We start from the raw sequence: 20,168 nt of genomic DNA, 5'->3' as shown, positions 1-20,168 counted from the left end.
TGGTTCATGGCATTGATATTTTATGATGATTTTAATTCGTATCTTTGTGTAATCAAAGTAAGCCATGACGGTGAAGAGTAAATATCTGATAGGTCTGTTTTTGCTTGCGTTGCTGGCAGTGGGTTGTCGCGATAAGCACAAGCATCCGGTCGACTTCTATTACTGGAAAGCCGATGTGCAGATCGGCGAAACAGAACGGAATTATTTCGACTCGCTCGCCTGCGAGAGACTTTTTATCCGACTTTTCGATATCGACCTGCAAGATGGCGTTCCGGTGCCGGTAGCTAAAATCAAACGTTTCGACGCGACGATTTTGCCGACGGAATATGTGCCGGTCGTATTCATTACGAATCGTACGTTTGCCGATATGACGGACGAAAAGATCGCCGAACTCGCCGACCATACCTTAAAACTGATTCGGGACATCGCCACCGTCAACCGTTTTCCGGAAATACACGAAATAAAAATTGATTGTGACTGGACGGCACGTACCCGGAACACGTACTTCCGTTTCCTCGGAATCCTGAAAAAGCGTTCAACCAAGAACATATCGTGTACGTTGCGTCTGCATCAGATCAAGGATAAGAAACAGACGGGCGTGCCGCCGGCTGACAAAGGTTACCTGATGTGCTACGCGACCTCCGATCCCACCGGCGATGCGTCGGCCAACTCGATTCTCGACATTTCGCTGCTTAAGGCTTATACCCGAAATATCAACGATTATCCGTTAACGTTCGATGTTGCTCTGCCGTTGTATTCGTGGGGGATCGTGACGAACCATTTGGGCCAGAAGAAGCTCGTTAACGGGCTTTCGGCCGACGATCTGCAGCCGCCTTTCTTCCGTCAGACCGGCGAACATATGTTCGAAGTAGAGCAGGATTGTTTTCTGTACGGGCTGTATATCAACAAAGGCTTTACGGTGAAACTCGAAGAAATTACACCTTCGTTGTTGACAGAGGCCAAACACTATTTACATCAGAAGATAGACCATGATTACCGCATCGTCTATTTTCACCTGAGCAAAGGATTCTTAAAACGATTTACCCTTCAAGAATTGAAATAAGTTTCCGTTCTCCCCTCTAAAAACGAAAGCAAGTGCTCAACTTGAACTTTTTCATTTATTTTTGCACTCACGTCTCTGATACAAAGTCACGGATGGAATGAAAAAGATAAATGACATCGCCTCTCTGTATAATCTCTATGTAGACAATCTGTATACGTATGCCCTTTATTTGGGCTTCGATAAAGAGGCGATTATGGATGCGATTCACGATGTGTTCTGTAAATTAGCTGCTGATGAAAAAACACTTCGGGATGTAGCAAATATAAAATCATACCTTTTCAAATCGTTAAAGAACAGATTGTACGATATCTTCAAAGCACAACGCGAATATGTCGGGCTGTCGATCATCGAATCGGAAGAGATGCCTTTCGATATACATATAACCATTGAGGATCTGCTTATCAATAGAGAGGAACAACTGCAAATAGAGCGTTCTATCGCAGAGATGCTCGGTAGTCTGACCGAACGCCAGAGAGAAATCGTTTACCTGCGTTATATTCACGAATACGACTATGAGCAAATTGCCGAATTGCTACAGATCAGTGTGCATGGTTGTCGGAAACTTCTTTCCAAAGCGATGCAGAAATTACGTAATACATACGGACTTAAAACTCTACTTTTTATTTTCGTCTGATATCTCCGCGTTAAATTTTTAATATTTTTCAAAAGAAGGGGATAAAAAATCAGTTCTGTCGTCTTTATAAAGAAAACAGGATTCGAATACATTGTTATATATGCCAAGTTATTCACATTATACCGACTTTCTAAAAGACGAGCAGTTTATCCGATGGCAATTGCTGCCGGATGAAGAGCTGAATGCGCAATGGCATGATTTTATTGAAAGACATCCGCATTTGGAGGGAGATATTCGGTCGGCTATAACTTATTTGAAGACAACAGGCCTTAATAAGAACAGATTGAACGAAGAAGACCGCAGACAACTTTTTCGGAGAATACAAAGGACCATCGCGCGAGACTCGGAAAGGCTAAAAGTGCGCCGTATAATACGGTATGCAGTGGCTTCGTGCGCAGCTATTGTTCTAATTATCGCCGGATTGTATTTCTTTACTGCTCCGGAGGAAGAAAAGGTGATGCCATCCGGTACGGAACAAATTGTCGGTAATCTGTTGAACCATGAAGATATTCAACTTATTTCGGGCAAAGAGTCGCGATCTTTTCAAAGTAATATCAAATTAAACGTCAGTAACGAAGGTTCCATTACCATTGCGCAGGAAAATGCTGAAGAGGAGACGATTGATGTTGACAGAGCTTGGCCCAATCAGTTAGTTGTACCGTATGGGAAGCGTACGCAGTTGATATTGTCTGACGGTAGCAAAGTTTGGTTGAATTCGGGAACGGTACTGGAATTTCCAGCTGAATTTTCTGCTCAAAATCGTGAAATAAACTTGATTTCCGGAGAAATATACGCCGAAGTGGCTCCTGATAAAACGAAGTCGTTTTATGTGCATACGTCCGATTTTCATGTAAAAGTATACGGTACGAAGTTTAATATTTCACGATATGCCGATTCTCCCCAATCTGTTACATTAGTAGAAGGAAGTGTAGGCCTTCGATCGGGAAGCGACAAAGAACTGCTCTTATTGCCCGATGAGCAGGCAGTCTACGGGAAAAACGGAATGTTTGACAAACAAGTCGTAGACGTCAATCGCATAATCAGCTGGAAAGACGGATATCTGACATTAGACAGGACTCCTGTGTCTGAAGTGTTGAAACAGATTGGACGGTACTATAACCTTGCGTTCGATTACGAAGCAGACGTGAATTTACAGAAACGGACGTGCACAGGGAAGATTTATCTGTCGGACAACCTTGACTACGTAATGACAACCGTAGCCTTGTTGTCGTCGACCGGATACGAAAAACAAGGGAATAAAATATATATCATGAACAAACCGAATCAAAAACCGATGATGCCTATGAGAAATATGAAATAGCCTTTATAAAAAAGAGAGCCGGGCAGATACCGCAAATATCGCCCGGCCGGATTGAAATTAATTATCAGGAATTATTAATAATTAAAATCGTACAAATATATGAATAAACGATGTATTGGGGAAAAAGCATCTCCCAATAAATTCAAATGTGTTTTAAAAATCAAGAGAATCGCTGTTTTTGCCTTTTATGTTCTGTTTTCTTGGGCCATAAACAGCTACTCGCAGCAGTTTACGTTTAAACAGAAGTCGATTCCGATCAGGGAGGTCTGTAACAGCATTGAAAAAGAAAGTGATTTTGTTTTCGTTTTTTCGGATCATAGTGAAGCCAAGATCGGCAAGAAAATCGAGATCAACGTTCATGCGAAAAACGTAACGGAAGTCTTAGATATCATCTTTTCCGGTACGGGGCTTGCTTACAGGATACTGGATAAACAGATTGTCGTTTATGAAACGAAAAGCATGCCGACGGAGGAGAGTACCAGGCAGAGGAATGTGATTATCGGAGCGGTAGTGGACGCGAAGACCGGCGATCCGCTGACCGGTGCCTCGATCTTGGTGAAAAATTCCGATCCCCCGCGCGGAGCAACGGCCGATGCGGACGGAAAATTCGAACTGGCAGCGACCTCAAGTGACGTTCTCGTCGTGAGTTTTATCGGATACGTCACCAAGGAGGTTCGTGTCGGCAATCAAAAGATTTTGAACATTCCCCTTTCCGAAGATGCGCAGGCTTTAGGTGAGGTGGTCGTATCGGCCTTTAATACGGGACAGAAGAAAGCGACTATGACGGGCTCGATACAAACCTTACGTCCGAGCGATCTGAAAGTTCCGGCCACGAATTTGTCGACGGCTTTTGCCGGGCGTCTGGCCGGAGTGATCGCTTATCAGCGTAGCGGGGAACCGGGGAGTAACGGTGCCGATTTCTTTATACGGGGTATTTCGACGATGAGCGGTGTGAACAGCCCGCTGATTATTCTCGATGGGGTAGAGGTCTCGAAGGCAGATCTGGATGCTCTCGACCCCGAAGTAATCGAAGCATTTTCGGTACTGAAGGATGCCACGGCTTCTGCCATGTACGGTACACGCGGAGCGAATGGCGTGCTTATCATCAAGACGAAAAGCGGTGCCGATCTGGATAAACCGATTATAGGCGTGCGTGTGGAATCGTATGTAAACACGCCGATCAATGTACCTCAGGTAACCGATCCCATTACGTTTATGCGTATGTTCAACGAGGCCGTTACGAATCAGGGTACGGATGCACTGCTGTATTCGCAGGAGAAAATGGACGGCACTTTGAAAGGACTCGATCCTTACCTGTATCCCAATGTGGATTGGTATAAAGAGCTGTTCAATTCCGCAACATTCAATCAGAAAGCGAATTTTAATGTGCGTGGCGGTACGAGTAAGATTACCTACTTCATGAATGTGAACGGTGTGCACGAGAGCGGTATGCTTAGAGGGCGCAGCAAGGACTTCTTCTCGTTCGACAACAATATCAACTATATGAAGTATGCTTTTCAGAATAACATCGACTTTAACTTGTCCAAGCAGTCCAAGATCGGGCTTAACCTGAACGTGCAGCTTAACAGTTTGCATGGTCCCATTACGGCCAGTGACGGAGGAGGAGGAATAGGCAATATCTTCAATGCGATCATGCAGAATAATCCGGTAGACTTCCCGATTACGTATCCGCAAGGCGATGACCCCTGGTATCATTGGGGCGGGACGCGTATCGGTTCTACGCCGATCGAGAATCCGATGATTGTGGCTACGGCGGGTTATAAAGACATGTTCGAGAGTACGGTTGTGGCCATTCTCAATTACGATCAAAAACTGGACTTTATGACGAAGGGGCTTGGCTTTAAGGCGCTCTTCTCATTCAAAAATTGGAGTCGAACAACGAACTACCGTTATCAGGGATACAATAAATATTTCCTTGACGGGGTAACGACCGATCCGGATGGAAAAACTGTTTATATACAAGTCTCGGAAAGCGGATCGCCTTCCAAGCCGAATTTGAATGCCGGTTCAGGAGTGAGTGGAGACCGGAGCTACTATTTCCAGAGCTATTTCGATTATAACCGTTCTTTTAACGACCATACTATTTCCGCCATGCTGCTCTATAACATGAGCGAATATAATAATAATGTGATCGGAAATAATAATCTCATCGGGTCGCTTCCCAAGCGTAAACTGGGTTTTGCCGGACGGGTTACCTATGATTACGCTCACCGGTATATGCTTGAAGTGAATGCCGGATACAATGGTTCGGAGAATTTCGCGGCGGGACACCGCTTCGGTTTCTTTCCTTCCATCGCTGCCGGATGGAATATCAGTGAAGAAAAATTCTGGAAGTCGCTCAAACCGGTCGTGTCGAATTTTAAAATACGCTCGTCGTACGGTTTGGTGGGGAATGACCAGATCGGTGGAGAGCGATTCATTTACATGGGAATCGTTACGCTCAATAATACGCCGGGTTACACGACCGGATACGACGGTTCGACGATAGAGCACAAAGGACCGACCTATTCGCGGCTTCAAAACAATCAGATTACATGGGAAATCGGAAAGAAGTTCAATTTGGGCGTAGACCTGCAGTTCTTCGATGCGCTGAATATTACGGTCGATATGTTCAGCGAGATACGCAGCAATATCTTTCAGCAAAAGCAATCGATTCCCAACTCGTTCGGAACGGCCGATACGAAGATATTCGGGAACTATGCCAAAGTGAAAAATCGGGGATTCGATGCTGCGGTAGATTACGGCAAGCAAATCAACAAAGACTTTTCACTGCAATTTCGGGGTTCTTTTACCTTTGCCCGCAATCAGGTGCTTGAGTATGATGAAGCGCCGGGCTTGCGTCCTGCGCTTCGTCAGGTTGGCCGACGGCTGAACACTTATATGGGGTATGTGGCTAACGGACTGTATATCGATCAGGCGGATATTGCGAACCATCCCAAGTCGACACTCGGAAATATTACGATTGCTCCGGGAGATATAAAATATGTAGACCAGCCGGATGCCGACGGGAAGTACGATGGGCAGATTACGTCGGACGACCGGGTTGAGATCGGCTATCCCCATGTCCCCGAAATTATTTACGGCTTCGGGCCTTCCATGAAATATAAAAATGTGGATTTCTCGTTTTTCTTTCAGGGACAGTCGAATGTGTCGCTTATGATGAACGGTTTTCATCCGTTCGGCACACAGGAACGACGCAATGTACTGCAATGGATAGCCGATGACTATTGGAGCAAGGACAATCAGAACGTCCATGCACGCTATCCGCGTCTGACGCATCATTATAACGATCATAACCGACAGAATTCCACGTATTGGCTGCGTGATGCGTCATTCCTGAAGCTGAAGAATCTGGAAATCGGTTATACGTATAAATCCGTACGTATTTATGCCAGTGCGACGAATCTGTTCACCCTCTCCAAATTCAAACTTTGGGATCCTGAACTGGGGGGAGGAAGCGGTATGAGCTATCCCTTGCAGCGTACGTATAATTTCGGACTGCAAATTAAATTTAACGATAAATAGTTTTTATTCGATTAACATATAAAGATCATGAAAATAGGATATAAAATACTTGGTTTAGTACTGATTATGGCAGGCTTTGCTTCCTGCAACTTTCTGGATGTCGTACCCGATGAACGGACTACGGATACCGACACCCATGCCGGACGCAACAACGGGATCGACTATTTGTATTCGTGTTACGCCTATTTGCCTAATCCGGCCAGTACGCCGGGAGGACTCGACCTCCTTACGGGCGATGAGGTGATTACCGCTTTTGAACATGAAACATTTGCCGCCTTTCCCAAAGGAAACTATTCCGCCTCGGCGCCGGTGATTTCGTATTGGAACACGTTCTTTCAAGGGCTTCGGCAATGTTACATGTTTATGGAACGAATCGATAAGTTTCCCAATACGACGATCGACGAGAAGAAAGATTACCGGGCACAAGCCAAATTCCTGATAGCATATTATCATTTTTTGCTCGCGCGTGCTTACGGACCGATTCTACTTATTAAAGAAACGCCGTCGACCGATGTGCTGGCCGCCGACTATCCGAGTCGGGAACCTTACGACGAGTGTGTGAACTGGATTTGCGATCTGCTCGACGAAGCTGCAAAAGACCTTCCGACCAAACGTGATATCAAGACGCAATACGGTTTGGCCACCAGCGTGATGGCCAAAGCCGTGAAAGCCAAGATGCGACTTTATGCCGCATCGCCGCTCTTCAACGGAAACGGCATGTATGCGGAGTTCAAAGACAAGCAAGGGAGGCAACTTATGCCCGCCACGTACGATCCGCAGAAATGGACGAAAGCACGTGAAGCGATCAAAGAGGCCATTGATCTGGCCGAGGCCGGCGGACATGTGTTATATGCGAATGATGCGTATCGTGAGGGCGACAACTCGGCCAATCGATTTCCGGGCGTCGGCGTGGTGCGGCGCATGCGCACGTTGACGCTCGACTGGAAAGGCGCTGCCAATCCGGAAGTGCTCTTTGCCGATACGCGGGGCGAAGGATATTATGACCTGCAACTCAAATCTATGGCAAAGACATCGGCCGATAACGGCGCGAACGGGGTCTCTCTCACTTGGGAGATGCTCAACCGCTTTTATACGAAGAATGGCCTCCCGTGGGATGAAGACCCGGCATTCAAGTCGGACAATAAACTTGCCGTCGTCAATATCGATGCCGCGCATGCCGCTTATGGAAAAGAAGGGGAGAAGACGATTGCCTTTAACCTGAATCGTGAGCCGCGCTTCTATGCCTGGGTTGGTTTTCAGGGAGGCTATTTTGAAGTACTCAACGGCGATGACAACGCTTATCCTATCCCGTCGTATATGACGGAGCGGGGACGTGTTGTCCTGAACTTTCTGAAAGACGGGAACCAGGGGCGCAAAAACCGGACGAATAACTATTCGCCCGGAGGATACCTGAACAAGAAAGGGACGGATCCGAACATGATCATGAAAAAGTCGGGATTCACCCGTCTGGTTTATCCGTGGCCGGTGATTCGTCTGGCCGATCTGTATTTGGCTTATGCCGAAGCATGCGTGGAAACAGGCGATCTGGAAACGGCCAAAGCCTACCTGAATCGTGTACGGGAGCGTGCCGGTATCCCGACGGTAGAGACTTCATGGAATGGTGTTGCCGTACTCGATCAGGCCAAACTCCGCCAAATTGTACGTCAGGAACGCCAGATCGAACTTTATCTTGAGAATCAAAACTTCTGGGATATGCGTCGCTGGCTGTTGGCCGAAAAGGCTTTCGGTAAAAAAGCACAGGGCCTGAATATCGAGGCAACGAACATCGATGACTTCGCGCGGCTCAAAGAAATCGCGTTCGAACGTAAGTTCGAGGCACCCAAAAACTATCTGTTGCCTATCCCGAGCGCGGATATCAACCGGAATCCCAAACTTGTCAATAACCCCGGTTACTAATACCGAACAAATTACATGAACGATGAAAAAGATATTTTTATATGTTTGCGCAGGCGCTTGGGTATGGTTTGCGTCTGCCGGATGTCAGAAAGACGATTCTGGTCCTTTGCCTGTCCATATCGACGCATCTTCGTTAGCGACCGAGTCGCGCGAAGGAGCCGTTAAGATCAGCTGGAAAATCCCCGAAGCTGCGAACTACGAGTATATTCGGGTAACTTACCAACATCCCGGCACCGGGAAGGAACACCGCCGTTTGGCCAGTGTACATGCCGATCATATCGTGATCGATGGTTTGCTGAAACGCTACGGCCCGATAACGTTTGAATTAGTGCCCGTAACGGCTCAGGGACGGGAAGGCGAAGTACATACCGTGACTGCCGAGGCGCTGGCGTTGCCCAAAATCACGAAAATCGTTACCCAATCGAAAAAGCAGATGACCGTAGACCCGACGCAGATTTGGGCCAGTAATCCGCAGGACGATCATGAAGGGCGGGTCGCGAATCTGGTCGATAACGATTACAGCACGATTCTCCATTTCAGTTGGAGCAATCCCAAACCTTTCCCGCATTATATTGTGATGAAAGTGCCCGATCCGGTCCGGACGTTGAGCTTCTTTCTGAAGAACCGTACAAATGCCGATAACAACAATCGCCCCAAAAGCATGAACCTTTGGGTGAGTGCGACCTTCGACGGAACGACGTTCCGCCCGGCCGAGTTCTCGGCGCACAAGGTGGCCGAATTCAGAGGAATGCCGCAGGGTAGCGGTACGGAAGTCGTGTCTCCGGGATATATTCTCCCCTCCGAAATGCAATATGTCTGGTTCGAAGTGCTCGAACCTCACGGGAGTCGGCTGTGGTTCACCGTAGCGGAAATTAAACTCTACAGTTATAAGATGGAAACATTCGATCCGGAAACGGGAGAAACAACGATGTTGTAAGCACAGGAGAAACCACGCATCGGAGAGATGATTGCAAAAGGCAGCCCCAAAATATAAATTTTTGAGGCTGCCTTATCCGATTTTGAATAAAAAAGTTCTTATCTTTGTCGTACGGTTGGGAAAAACAATAAATCCGATTTTCTAATTCAAAAAAAAACAAAATCATGGCGATTAAGTATAAAGTTATTGAACGCGGCGAACCCGGAGTAGCGGGGGGCGGCACAAAGAAGTTTTATGCTTCGGCGAATGTAACGGGCGAGAAGTCGCTCGCAGGTCTAACGCGCGATATCGAAAAGATAAGCACCGTCAGCGGTGCCGATATTCGTGCAGTGTTGTATGCGCTGGTCGATACCATGACCGGAGCACTGTCCGAAGGACAAGTCGTCCGTTTAGGCGAACTGGGCAGTCTCAGAGTAAGTATCAGCAGTGAAGGAAAAGAGAAAGAAAAAGAAGTGACGCCGGCTACCATCAAGCAAGCACGCGTGGTGTTTACGCCCGGCAAAGCGATTAAAGACATGTTGGAGACGGTTACATACGAAAAGATGTAATCCCGCTCCGTCCGAACCGATGCCTATCCTTTTCCCAACCGATGCCTATCGCTTTTCGAACCGATAGGCATAGAAAAAAATCCGATAGGCATCGGTTTTTTGTGCAGAGCGTATCCGTAAACAATCATATCTCAAACATCCGTGAAACAAATCACCGTAAAACAAAAACGCATGAATGTAAAAAACAACATGAACCGGTCGTTGTATACCGGTTTGTATGCCATCAAGGCTGGCATCATTGCCCTGCTGTCAGGAGGCATTGTGCAGCAAGCCTCCGGATGTGCGGGCGATTATGCGCCCGATGCCGACTATTGCAACGTCTTTTCGCAGGAACTGATCAAAGACCCACGGTATGCTCCTTTCCTGCTAAGCTACGGCAATCCTTTTTACGAAAGCGCCAACCCGCAATGGAAAGCGCGCAATGCCAATATCGAACAATGGCAGCAATACCTCGGACTGAACTATGATCAGGCACATTATCTGGTGATGAAAGCCACCCGCGCCGACATACAGGCGCTGACGAAAGGCGGCCAAACGACTGATCCGAAGCTGGCGTTCCTTACGCCCGACTTCGTGCAGCGTCACAAACAGGCCTTGCTCTATCTGGCTTATGCCAAATATCTGGAGCCTTATATGCACATCATCCGCCAGTCCGAAAGCTGGAACTACTATTCCGAATACAGCGACCTCAAAGAAGCGTCCGAACTGGATGAGCAGAAAGTTACCAACGTTCTGATACGTAGCTGGAATGCCGAGACCGATAAGGAACTGAAGCTGCGTTACGGCTATCAGCTCGTGCGGTTCGCACATTACAACCGGAAATACAACGATGCCGTGACGCTGTTCGACAAATACGTCGAAACGCTCGATGATAAGCCCGAAATGTATTACTACGCGCTCAGTCAGAAGGCCGGCGCACTCTACGGACTGGGCCGGACACAAGAAGCTATTTCCGACTTTATCAAAGTCTTTACGTATTCCGCCGACCTGAAAAAATCGGCCTATGCGTCCGTTTTCCTGATACATAACAATGACTATAACGAAACACCGCAAGCCGGTTTGGATACGGAGCGTCTGTTGTCGTCCGTTCAGACCGACGCGGAACGCCGATCGCTTTACTTTATGCTCGGATACAAGGCTTTCAATAACCCGCTGAATGAGTTGGAGAAGATCGTCGCGTCCGACCCCGACGCTATCGAGGCCAAGGTGCTGATGGTACGCGCCATCAACGCCATCGAACGCGATGTGTTGGCCGACCGGTATTCGTATTCGCTGAAAGCCGCCGACAAACGGTATCCGTTACTCACAGAGAAAGAAATCACGGATTTTTTGGGAGCATCGTACAAGCTGTCTGCCAAGATGATTCGTCTGGCACACAAAAAAGATTTTTGGAACTTGACGACGGCTTACCTCTGCTTCCTGCGCAAAGACTTCGCACAAGCCCGTAATCACCTCGCGCAGGTAACGACTGCCGACGCCACTTACGCGCGCCAGAAAGACATCATCGCCGCCCATCTTTATATGGCCGAGCAGACGCAGATCAGCCCGGAGACCGAACGAACGCTTCATGCTCGATACGCGCAGATGCTCGACCGCAACAATCCGTCGAACCGGACGTTCCTCCAGATCCTCGCCAACCGTTACTATCTGCAAAAGGAATATGCCAAGGCTTTCCTGATCAGCAATACGCTCGCATCGGTGCGAAACAATCTCCAGAAACCGCTGCTCGACGAGCTGGCCGCATTTCATGGCAAGAAGAACAAAAACGAATTGGAGACGTGGCTCGATAAAAACCTTCGGGACGATTCGTTCAACCTCCTCTACGGAACTTTCTTCCTGACGGAGGGCGACCTCGAAGCAGCTCATCGGTATTTTCAGGCCGAAAAGCAAGCCAGAATACACGTCTCCGCCCGTATCTTCGGATACAATATCCGGGAGTGGTACAGCGGCGCCGAGAAAGACGTGATGCGCGACGATTACCTGGCCGACTTCCCCTTTATCAAACAACGGATGAGCGAGAAAGACGTCACCGACGCGTTGCTGAAGCTCCGGAAAGCCGGCGAGAAAAATGATGCCGAGGCGGCCAAAGCGAATTTCCTGCTCGGTAACTTTTTCTATAACGTTACGACAACGGGGTATTTCCGCCATTACCTGCGTTTCGATACCGACAATAGCTATTTTTCGGAGAAATATTCGGATTATAACGAAGAGAAAGCGAAAGACAAATACATGGCCAATCCCGAACAGACGTTCTATGTGATCTACGGCGAATCGTATTACCGCAACACGACCGACCTGGCCGGGAAGTACCTGCAAAAGGCGCTCCGGCAGGTGAAAGACGACGAACTGAAAGCGCGGATTCTTTTCGCGCTGGCCAAGAACGAGCTTGAACGTTCGTATAAAGGACAGGATTATTTCACGGGTGTCGACGATTTACCCGCCGAAACGGTGAATTATTTCAATCAGCTGACGCAGTATAAAGAAACGGCCTTCTACAAAGATGCCTGTACATACTGCAAATACTTCGACGACTATGTGAGCCGATAATCGATACGGCACGATACAGGCCGGACGGATGCCCTTCTGTATCGTGCCGTCATAAGGCCGGGAGCGGAGAGTATACGGTCATTCGTTGCGGGTATGGACGACCTTATGCGTCGCCACGGCCTGTCCCGCCCGAATCCGGACAAAGTAAACGCCTTTTGCTTCGTTGCCGAAAGGAATCCGGGTTTCGTAACGATTCTTCTGCTGTTGCGCCACAAGCATTCCCTGCGCGTTGAAGACAGCCACATCGAACGTGCGGCCGTCTTCGAGCGATACGGTCAGCTGTCCGTCCGCAAACCATACCTTAGCCTCCGATAAGCCGCCTGTGATGATTACGTTGGCTACCTTATTGCCGTTGCAATCTTCAAACACCGGACTCCGGTACAGCAATCGGTTGTCTACATGACAACACATGAAAGTAGAAAGTACCCCTTCCATTGTCGGTATTGCCGGAACAAGAATAAAGGACAAGCCTAACTGGTCATGACCCAGCCCTTCGATATAGCTGTAATGTTCCCCGACGTGTATGCGCTTGTGTTTATGGCCGTCTTCGAACATGACGGAATCGATTTTCGTAATTTTTCCTGACGGAACAATGCCGATTGAAGGGATACTTTCTCCTACCTTCAGCGAGAAGTCGTAGATGACAGTCTCCTGCTGTTTCAGGTAGTCCGGGTGAACCTTATTTTCATATCCGGGATACGGTTTGAACATGACTCGATTGTTTTCGGTGCGAATCAACCCTTTCAATGCTTTTCCTTGGCGGATGATTCTCCATTGCTTTCCGTTGACCACGGTATCGCCATGCAAAACGGTTTCATCAAATGGGTCATCGAGTTTTATTTTTTCCTCGCTAAAATCCCAATAACATTTCCAGACCACGGAATCTGCCTTAAAGGCATTCACATACTTGCCGCCGAAAGCATTTTCTTGCGGCCAAACTTCTGCCGATACCAACAGCATCAGCAAAAATGATAGAAAGATTTTTTTCTTCATGATTATACTATTGAACAGTTTGTTTTCTGCTGGAGATCAGAATATACACTAAAAAAACTTTTCCTTTGCAGAGAAGAGACATGGCTGTAAATCTGATACATGATTCTAAATAAATTCTCTCATATCTGTTTATATCGAATAAGATTTTAGGACATTCAAAATCAATAGACCTATTTCTTAATTCTATATAAACTCTATTATTATTCCTTTTAGCGGGAGTTATACATGGCATCGGGAGCAAAAGAGAAATGCCCTCCCGAAGCTATATCAAGATTTTTGCAATATAATTTAGAACGACTATCAACGATTAATTTACCGCCGGGCTCGACTGTGATTTTTTTAGCCGAAGCATCTAATGTGGCTCCATTTGTAACACGTAATGTCGCTCCGCTTTTTACAATAATATCTCTTTCGTATCGCTTATACGAATAGATGTTTACTGTACCGGCAATGATGACGTCTGTTGGAATGCTGTTTATTTCCCGAACTAGAAAAGATGCTGCTGCTTGGAAATGCGTATGTTCTTGATTCGATGTCGGCATATAATACCTCTCAAATTTTGTTTTACCTGCTTGATGAAGATTTTGACCGGTTAGTCTGCTGTTCAATTGACTTTGCCAGTCCGATAATGCTAAAGCACTTACTGTTGGAACAAAAGAAAAGTACTTCTTCATCAACAGACCGTCGGGAATTTTGCCTGCGACGTTGCTGACATTGTAAATCCCAGCCGGGGCGCCATCTAATGGATATACGGAAGCATTGCTGTTCATGCTTTTTTCTGAAATATCCAATTTTATATTTATTAAAAATAGAATTTTCTTATGTATCCGTATCCTGCCCCAATAAACATTCGATGTATTTCTGTTGGGTACCGCATGGATTTTTACATCACTGACGACATCTGCGCTTCCCGGTATTTTCAAAACAACCAGTTTAGGAAAATTCGTCAGAAGAAAATACGTCCCATAATAATAAGTTAATAAATGCATCCATAGGGAAAATTTATATGTCTCCCGATGGTTAACCAACATTGTGCCCGGCTCCATCGCTTTCGTTCCGTTTCCGGTACCGTTAGTTATCGCCACATTTTCGCATTGTAGAGGAAATCCTACATTATCATACTCTGTTTGAAATGTACTATGTTCGTTACCGTCAATTTGCAAACGACCGTTTACATGATAAACCAGCATCTGTTTGGCTGCCTTGCTGTCTAATATCTTGAGTCCTTTTTTAATCATATCGATGTTCTTTGCCTGAAAAAACTTGATGAAGGCTACCGAGAATTTTATATCGGCAAGATGACGAAGCATTGCCTGCATGCCGATTGGAACATTGGCTCCTTTATGAGGAGAATCTACACTGATAAATTTCCATGTATCATGTTTCCTGTTTTCCAATTCCATCTTTCTCAAAGCATATCTCGCAACAAGTCCTCCCATGCTGATTCCCATAACGACATTGGGAGAGGTTCCTTCCTTATTTCTATTGACATAGTCGATTACTTCCTGAAAAAGAGCTGCGTTTCTTCTGATATCATCCAATCCGTCATTATAATCCAAATAAATGATATCGAAAGAACTTATGTTTTCCCATATATTGGGATTACCGATATTCAATGTCCCGATCTTTTCTTCATCAATACTCAAGTTGGTTATATCCATATTTGTTGTTCCCAGCACATGGCTCGGATCAAATCCTTCGGCTATAATCAACGGCTTTCTTATCTTCTTATCGGTGTTACCTTTTGCATATTTAATTTGTATTTTACCTCCGGAGTGTCGGGAAGAGGCGGATATATCCGATGTCACGTCGGCTGATTTTAATGTGACGGGTGGCTCTTCCCCTATGGATATTTTCGTTCTGCATGTATATGTCGTATTATCTGTATACGTTATTCTGAAGTAAATATCTTTAATACCTGTCGATGAAAATGTATGGGCAATGTTGTTGTTCCACGACATCGTTCGATATCCTCCCTCGTTGTTGAAGTTGATCTGGAGGTTCTTAACGGCTTTGCCCGTATTATTTACGAATAAGTTCGAACTGAACTTAAAACGTATGGTTTTACCGTAGAAATACTTTTCTTTAGGAGCGACAGCGAAGAGCATCTTCTGTTCGTATGGATTCTTGCCATTGACGTCGTAAATCTGTTCATTCACAACTCTTACCAAGCTGGAACCAACCGCATCCTTACGATACATATCATATCTAAGATGTATAACTGCAAGTGATGTGGCTCCCTCGCTTGAAATTCGGGCGTTCATTTGGTCTGGAGTCGATAAAGAGATATTGCCGTTTACTTTCGAGCTATACATCCCCCCGTAAAGAGCGTTCCATATTTCCATATCAATATAGTTTTCGTCGGTCAATGCCACCCCATCATAATATACCGGGTCTATAAGATGCAGTCCGTAATCATACAGTAACCCCGTGGTTACTCTGCTTTTGTCGACATGCTGAAACACCTTGCTTATTTTAGCATTATATTCGGCAATCTCTTGAGCAATCAGGACATAAAATGGGCTTATTGCCATTATTATTATGGCAAGAACCCTTTTTCTTATTCTTTTCATCATATTTTTCTTAGTCATGAATATTAATTTTGATATCGAACCGACCGTCCGTAATCGCTTTTATTTCGCCGGTTTTTATATGCTTTACACTGAAAGAAAAAGTCCCGCTTATAATACCATTCTCTTTGTCGAATTTCAACAAACAATACTCACTTGGCAGGTCTTTGCATAAACGGTAATACTCTTTATTGATTTTATACAATGCACTGGACACTTTATGCTTAAATCCGACTTTTACGATGCTGTCCGTAATACTGATAGAGCGATCTTTGTTAGCGTACGAATAAAAACCCAAATATTTCCCTCCTACACTGTAGTAGCCGCTGATAGGGCTGTGTCCCAACACGCCGCTACCACGGGTATATACAAACAGCTCTTTGTCTACATAGCAACCGAATGTATTTTTACCGGAAGTCGAAATTTCAGGCAGTTCGAAAGCTTCTTCTGCTTCGCAACGAGGAAGAAAGAAACCTAAAAGAAGAATGAAAAAGAAACTGTTGAGTCTCATAACCGTTATGTTTTATTTATTCACCAATTTTTTTGTTCCCACTACGACACCATTGGCAATCAGTTTGTAGATATGCAGTCCGGAAGCGAAATCGGCTGAAGAAACGGTTATCGATCCTTTTTTGTCATGTACGTCGAGCGGCACGTTTTTCACCTGTGCTCCGTTGATCGAATAGAACGCGATGGCTGCGTTTGTTGTTCCTTCGGGCAAGGTGTAATCGATTCGGGCGTTACCGTTTACCGGATTGGGCACATTTTGCGACAGATACTCCTCCGTATCGAGGATTTTTTCATTGGCTGTCGTCGCTTCACCGCTCTTGAAAGATATCCGTCCCTGACTCTCCAACGCTTCCACTCTGGCCTGAAGTTCCTTGATCGCTTCTACAAGTACTGGTATCAGTCCGGTATAATTTACCGCATAGATCCCCTCGGCATCCTGCTCCACCAATTCCGGGAAAAGTTCTTTCACTTCTTGTGCGATAAAACCGAATTCTTTCTTATATGCTTTGCTCTCCGACAGATTGAGCGGTTCTGCCAATGCGCTTTGGGCATCTCCCTTACTGATTTTACCCTGTGCAATCATGGTTTCCACCTCCTTACGTCGGTCTGCTTCGGAAACAACTTGTTTCTCGTAAAATTTACCATGGAGGCGTTTGAGTCTGCTCAGATATGAACTGTTGATATTGACAATGTTCCTTTTGAGTCTCTCATCCGAGGTAATCAACAGCCCTTGTGTGGTCCAAACTCGTCCGTTCACTTCGAGGGCATACGTGGTCGGCTTCCGCCCGATACCGATTTTACCGGTCTGATCAATAAACAGTTTGTAATTTCCCCAATTGGGTGATCCATATGGTCGCCAGATATTTAATCCGCCTTCGGAGAATTCCATACCCCAATTAGGACCGATGTATACTCCGGGGGCACTGCCGACACCATTCCAGTTATTCGGCTTCTGACCGATGAACAGATGGCTGTCTTGATAAAACAACTGTGCCTTTAAAGAAGGCATCCAACACATCACTAAAACTACGGCTAAAGCCGTCCGTAAAATAGAATTTTTTTTCATAATGGAAATTATTTATTCGTTATGCAATGCAAACGTAAATAAAATAATTTTGTTATAGTTTTTTATTTCAAAAGATTAACTTTTATTATTGTGTGTATTTGGTTTTGCGTGTAAGTGTTTGATCTTCAAATTTCCGTTCTGATGCGTCACGCCGGCCTTTTGTTCTTTATCTGTCGAGTTGTTTGTTGTTTTGTGTAAATTATGTTTTTTTTAATGTGTTTCTTTGGATTGGTATCAAATCTTTTTGAGAGGGATTTCTGTCCGATGCCGACAGGAAGTACGGTTATCGCTCCATTCTCTGCTTATTGCTTTTCCGTCAGGTATTGCCAGAAGCGGACAGGCATATCCTGACGCTGTTTCCGCAGGTTGATGCGTTCTTTGATGGTCATCGCTTTGAAATAGCCGCGCCACAACTCCTGAAACAGTTGCTCGTCTTCGGCCATCAGCGATTCGTCCAGCCGGCCGTCCAGCAGCTGTTCATCGTCCGTGAACGTGATTTCGCGTGCCGTTTGCCGGTCGTAATAGTAACCGTACCTGCGTCGCAGGTCGTAGATCACCCAAGATTGGTCGGCAAAACGGTCGGTGAAATGGTCGATAGTCAGGGGTAACGCGTTATATATCGGTCGGACGGGGGCGAAGAACAGATCGTCGGCCGCTTTCTGAAAGCGTACGAACTGCTTGAGATAATGCGCTTCATGGCTTACTTTGCGGGCAATCTTACCGACTTCCAACACATCGGCATCGCCGAAGTTCAGGGAGATGTCGAGCTGCGTGTCGAATGTTTTGCGGATATAGCGGAACAGCAGTTCGTCGCTCCCGGGCAATTCCGATAGCCAGACGTGCATCAGCATGTTACGGGCTTCTTTCTTCAGTTTGCGCTCCAGTGCTTGCCACACCCGCTCGGCCGATGTTTTTTGACTCCACACCGTGTAGGTCTCGTCCGTAAACAGAGGAGGCGTTTCGCCTGTTTTCATCAGGCGGTGCGGGAATGTTTTCCGGTTATATGCGTCGAAAACGGCCGTCAGCAGTCCTTCGAAAGTCTTGTCATAGAAGAAAATCACCATACGCTTTCCTCTTATTCGGTCCATGGGATGGTCAGCTGGCGTTCGTCTGCCGCCATCTTGCGCTTCTTCGGTTCGGTCAGGATGCGGCGCACGTATTCGGGCGTCACCTCATGCACCGTGTTCATCGGTAACTCACGGCAGGTGATGAAGTATTGCGCTTTCTTCATCACGATACCGATCTTTTTCAACTGTGCCGATGTGAGTCGGCCGTAACGGCGTGCGGCTACGATCAGCTTGGCCGACTTCACGCCGATGCCCGGCACTCGCAGAATCATCGCATAGTCGGCCGTGTTCACATCTACCGGGAAATGTTCGGGATGCCGCAAGGCCCATGCCAGTTTCGGATCGATTTCCGGATCGAGGTTCGGGAAACGGTCGTCGACGATCTCGTCTGCCCTGAACTCATAAAAACGCATAAGCCAGTCGGCCTGATAGAGCCGGTTTTCTCGCACAAGGGGCGCTTGCCTTACGGCCGGTAAGCGTTTATCGTACGTATTCACCGGTATGTATCCCGAATAATAGACGCGTTTCATGCTTGGCCGGCGGTAGAGGGCGGACGAGATGGTGAGGATTTCCTTATCTGTCTCGGAGGTCACGCCCACGATCATCTGCGTGCTTTGTCCGGCGGGAACAAAACGCGGTGCATGCCGGAATTTGCGTCGGTCTTCGAGGCTTTGCAACATCCCTTGCTGAATGTAGCGCATCGGTGTGAAGACGCTTTGAAAATCCTTCTCCGGCGCGAGGAGTTTCAGGTTTTGTTCTGTCGGGATTTCGAGGTTGACGCTCATGCGATCGGCATAAAGCCCTCCTTCGTTGACCAGCTCCTGACTGCATCCGGGGATGCTCTTCAGGTGAATATACCCGTTGAAACGATGTACTGTACGAAGGTCTTTGACGACACGCACCATACGTTCCATCGTATAGTCGGGACTGCGCATGACGCCGGAGCTGAGAAAGAGTCCCTCGATATAGTTGCGACGGTAAAACTCGATGGTCAGTTCCACCAGTTCGTTGACCGACAACGTGGCTCGCGGATGGTCGTTGCTGCGACGGTTGATGCAGTAAGCGCAGTCGTACATGCAATGGTTCGTGAGCATGATTTTGAGGAGGGACACGCAACGCCCATCGTCCGTGAAACTATGACAGATGCCCATCCCGCCGACAGTATTGCCTAATCCGCCGGACGTGTTTCTGCGCACCGTGCCGCTCGAAGCACATGAGACGTCGTATTTAGCCGACTCGGCCAGTATCTTCAGTTTCTCTAAAATTCCCTCGTTCATTTCCTCACAAAGGAAGACATTCCGGGCGAAACAAGAAAAAACTTTGGCCCCAAAAATCTTCCTTTGTTGAAAAAAACTTTGGTATGGTTGCGGAGGGATGCCGAAGATTTATCCCAGATTACGCGATACACTGTTCGGCGTTTACCATTAATAATGGATGTACGAATGTACG

14 protein-coding genes are annotated in these 20,168 nt (G+C 46.6%); 8 read left to right on the top strand and 6 right to left on the bottom strand.

The genetic code is table 11. The features are described from left to right. Positions 1–64: 64 nt before the first annotated feature. The 8 genes from Q4A89_RS02985 (at position 65) to Q4A89_RS02950 (ending at position 12,513) form a co-directional block, all read left to right on the top strand. The gene (locus tag Q4A89_RS02985; RefSeq protein ID WP_303183654.1) at positions 65–1,063 is read left to right on the top strand and encodes a hypothetical protein; all 999 of its coding nucleotides are present in this window, start codon (positions 65–67) and stop codon (positions 1,061–1,063) included. 97 nt (positions 1,064–1,160) lie between these two features. Next, the gene (locus Q4A89_RS02980) at positions 1,161–1,697 is read left to right on the top strand and encodes an RNA polymerase sigma factor (protein ID WP_303183653.1); all 537 of its coding nucleotides are present in this window, start codon (positions 1,161–1,163) and stop codon (positions 1,695–1,697) included. 100 nt (positions 1,698–1,797) lie between these two features. Then, positions 1,798–3,018, top strand: a complete 1,221-nt coding sequence (locus Q4A89_RS02975) for a FecR family protein (RefSeq protein ID WP_303183652.1) — start codon at positions 1,798–1,800, stop codon at positions 3,016–3,018. Between the two features lie 99 nt (positions 3,019–3,117). Next, a complete protein-coding gene (locus Q4A89_RS02970) occupies positions 3,118–6,564 on the top strand; it encodes a SusC/RagA family TonB-linked outer membrane protein (protein WP_303183650.1) in 3,447 nt (1,148 codons plus the stop codon). Between the two features lie 27 nt (positions 6,565–6,591). After that, positions 6,592–8,481 carry a RagB/SusD family nutrient uptake outer membrane protein gene (locus tag Q4A89_RS02965; protein WP_303183649.1) on the top strand — a complete coding sequence of 630 codons (1,890 nt, stop codon included), beginning with the start codon at positions 6,592–6,594 and terminating at the stop codon, positions 8,479–8,481. A 22-nt stretch (positions 8,482–8,503) separates the two neighbouring features. Then, the gene (locus Q4A89_RS02960) at positions 8,504–9,418 is read left to right on the top strand and encodes a DUF4959 domain-containing protein (protein WP_303183648.1); all 915 of its coding nucleotides are present in this window, start codon (positions 8,504–8,506) and stop codon (positions 9,416–9,418) included. A gap of 164 nt (positions 9,419–9,582) precedes the next feature. After that, positions 9,583–9,966: an HU family DNA-binding protein gene (locus Q4A89_RS02955; RefSeq protein ID WP_303183646.1), complete on the top strand. Its 384-nt coding sequence runs from the start codon at positions 9,583–9,585 to the stop codon at positions 9,964–9,966. A 171-nt stretch (positions 9,967–10,137) separates the two neighbouring features. Continuing rightward, positions 10,138–12,513, top strand: a complete 2,376-nt coding sequence (locus Q4A89_RS02950; RefSeq protein WP_303183645.1) for a hypothetical protein — start codon at positions 10,138–10,140, stop codon at positions 12,511–12,513. Positions 12,514–12,591: 78 nt separating this feature from the next. On the opposite strand, the gene Q4A89_RS02945 is transcribed toward Q4A89_RS02950, so the two are convergent. From Q4A89_RS02945 to Q4A89_RS02920, 6 genes are all read right to left on the bottom strand, one after another. After that, a complete protein-coding gene (locus Q4A89_RS02945) occupies positions 12,592–13,506 on the bottom strand; it encodes a T9SS type A sorting domain-containing protein (protein ID WP_303183644.1) in 915 nt (304 codons plus the stop codon). A gap of 209 nt (positions 13,507–13,715) precedes the next feature. Next, entirely contained in the window at positions 13,716–16,082 is a 2,367-nt protein-coding gene (locus Q4A89_RS02940) for a triacylglycerol lipase (RefSeq protein ID WP_303183642.1), read from the bottom strand. 7 nt (positions 16,083–16,089) lie between these two features. Further along, positions 16,090–16,587 carry a hypothetical protein gene (locus tag Q4A89_RS02935; protein ID WP_303183641.1) on the bottom strand — a complete coding sequence of 166 codons (498 nt, stop codon included), beginning with the start codon at positions 16,585–16,587 and terminating at the stop codon, positions 16,090–16,092. Between the two features lie 12 nt (positions 16,588–16,599). Beyond that, a complete protein-coding gene (locus Q4A89_RS02930; protein ID WP_303183639.1) occupies positions 16,600–17,652 on the bottom strand; it encodes a tail fiber domain-containing protein in 1,053 nt (350 codons plus the stop codon). Between the two features lie 302 nt (positions 17,653–17,954). Further along, on the bottom strand, positions 17,955–18,716 hold the full coding sequence (locus tag Q4A89_RS02925) for a TIGR03915 family putative DNA repair protein (RefSeq protein ID WP_303183711.1): 762 nt from the start codon (positions 18,714–18,716) through the stop codon (positions 17,955–17,957). 11 nt (positions 18,717–18,727) lie between these two features. Next, a complete protein-coding gene (locus tag Q4A89_RS02920) occupies positions 18,728–19,996 on the bottom strand; it encodes a putative DNA modification/repair radical SAM protein (protein WP_303183638.1) in 1,269 nt (422 codons plus the stop codon). Between the last annotated feature and the right edge of the window lie 172 nt (positions 19,997–20,168).

It is taken from the genome of Tannerella sp., from assembly GCF_030528505.1.
GTDB lineage: Bacteria > Bacteroidota > Bacteroidia > Bacteroidales > Tannerellaceae > Tannerella.
Note: the sequence above shows the minus strand (reverse complement) of the source record. Positions and strands in the feature narration are given on the sequence as shown.